2 protein-coding genes are annotated in these 2,185 nt (G+C 66.4%); both read left to right on the top strand.

Going from position 1 to position 2,185, the window contains the following annotated elements; translation table 11 throughout:
* The first annotated feature begins 309 nt into the window (after positions 1-309).
* Positions 310-1,224 (top strand): DNA-processing protein DprA, encoded by a 915-nt coding sequence (gene dprA, locus Y706_RS0102675; protein WP_028275360.1) that lies wholly within the window; start codon positions 310-312, stop codon positions 1,222-1,224.
* Between the two features lie 135 nt (positions 1,225-1,359).
* A complete protein-coding gene (locus Y706_RS0102670; protein WP_028275359.1) occupies positions 1,360-1,674 on the top strand; it encodes a hypothetical protein in 315 nt (104 codons plus the stop codon).
* Positions 1,675-2,185: the final 511 nt, after the last annotated feature.

Here is a 2,185-nt window from a genome sequence, read left to right as displayed (position 1 = left end):
CGGGGCCTGCGGTGCAGGAAATGTCCCTGCGGCGCTCCTTCGTCGCTGATTTCCTCCGGGAATTTCCCGCCCCTTGCCCTGCGGGTAGACAGGCCTCCGTCGGCCACAGCTCCGCAAGCTTCGCCAGCAGCCAAAACAACGGGGGGAGAGGGGAAGCTGGCCGGTCACCAAAGCCCCCCGCTATGGTCCGTGCCAGCACCCGATTCCAGCCGCTTGACAGACATAGAAGCGTCGGGGGGAGAAGGGGAGCTGGCCGGTCACCTGAGCCGCCCCCGCCCACCGAATCCTCAGCAAAGGACACAAGAAACCATGACTGACGAAAACCGCAATGCACGCGCCGCCCTGACCCGCCTGTTCGAACCCGGCGACATCGTGGGCCGGGCGTTGGTAGCCAAACACGGCGCGCACGCCGCTCTGAGGATCGCCATCGGCGCGCGTCCGGCCCGGCCGTTCTGGGATGTCATGACCGACGAGCTGGCCGAAGCACTGAGCCGCTGGGCACCGCGCATCCCCGACCTGGCCCCGGAGAAGGACCTTGCCGCCATCGAACGCCTGGGCGGCGGTTTCCTTGTTCCCGGCGACGAGCACTGGCCGACAGGTCTGGACGACCTTCCCGATGCCCCGTGGGGCCTCTGGTACCGGGGCAACCTCAGCACCGGGATCCCGGCGCTGTCCCGGTGCGCGGCGGTGACCGGCTCACGTGACAGCACCAGCTACGGCGCTGCCGTCACCGGCGACATGGCCTATGGGCTGGCCCAACGCGGAATCTGCGTCATCTCAGGCATGGCCTACGGCATCGACGCCCACGCGCACCGCGCCGCGCTGGCCGGAAGCCAAGGCAACGGAGCGGCGACCATCGCGGTGCTGGCCGGAGGACTTGACCGGGACTACCCGTCAGGGAACGCGGACCTCGCGGCCGCGATCCGCGCCAACGGACTGACAATCTCCGAACTGCCGCCCGGAAGCGCCCCGACCCGGCGCAGGTTCCTGCAAAGGAACCGCATCATCGCCGCCCTTGCAGGGGTCACCTGCGTGGTGGAAGCCCGCTGGCGCTCCGGTGCACTGAACACCGCGCACCACGCCGAAACCATCGCCCGGCACGTCGCCGCCGTCCCGGGCAGCGTCCACAGCGCCAACTCGGCAGGATGCCACCGGCTCCTGAAGGAAGGCGGCGCGGTACTGGTCACCGACGCGGCCGAACTCGCCGAACTACTCGCCAGCTAAACGGAGAAGGGGTTTTGGCCGGTCCCTTTGTGAGGGCCGGTCACCGCTGGCGGTATGCCCGCGACTGTTTGATCTTGCTCGCAGAAGAACTCTTCGACGTCCGGCTGTCCGCTGGGCAAGGGAAGGAAGACCGTAATGTCGTACCGTGAAGATAACGTGAGCCGCATGTTCACAAACAACAGCAAGGGGAGCCAGACAGTGCCAAGAGATGACAGGCAGGAAAGCCCCCAGAGACCCTATAAGCCTTGGCACCGTCAGGAAAAGGTTTGGGCTCTTATCGCCCTTGTTGTCTTGGTCGTTGGCATGGTCGTCTCAGCAGCAACTGGTCAGTCCGGGCCGTTTTCGTTGCTGATCTTCGGCGCCGTCGTCATCCTTGTCCTGGTGAATATGGTGACTCGGAGTATGGGCTGGGTGCGCCGGGGCTGGAAACGGCTCAACGACCGCGCGTAGCAACAAAGCCATGGATGGTCGGGAGCGTAGAACTCCCGACCTTCTTCTATTTCCCGGCAAAGTTCGGGCGGGCCGCCGCACGGAGCAACTGCCGCTGTGGTCTCCGGCGGCATCCCGCCAATCCGGGACGGTATCGACGCATCAGCTGGCATCGCGGGCCCACTGCAGGAGAGTGGCCGGCAAACGCCGGAATTGTCCAACAGGGTGCTCGACAAGGAACATGCTCGCAGGGCTCGCACCGAAGCGGGCGTCCGCTGGCGCGGCCGGCTGTTGGGCCCGGCCCCGACGTCGCAGAGCTCCGCCAGGCCCGGACCTGTGTGTCTACGACGTCTTTTGGCTGCTGTCCTGACGGATTGTACGTGTCCGCTCCGGCCCGTCTAGCCCCTCCTTCGTCGGGGCCTGCGGCCCGCAGAATCGGCTCCGGCGCTCCTTCGTCGCTGATTTCCTCCGCAGATTCCACGGTCCTTGCCTGCGGTAGACAGGCCTCCGTCGGCCACAGCTCCGCAAGCTT

It is taken from the genome of Arthrobacter sp. I3 (assembly GCF_000520575.1).
GTDB classification, from domain to species: domain Bacteria; phylum Actinomycetota; class Actinomycetes; order Actinomycetales; family Micrococcaceae; genus Arthrobacter; species Arthrobacter humicola_A.
The sequence above is the reverse complement of the archived record's forward strand: the minus strand, read 5'-3'. Positions and strand labels throughout refer to the sequence as shown.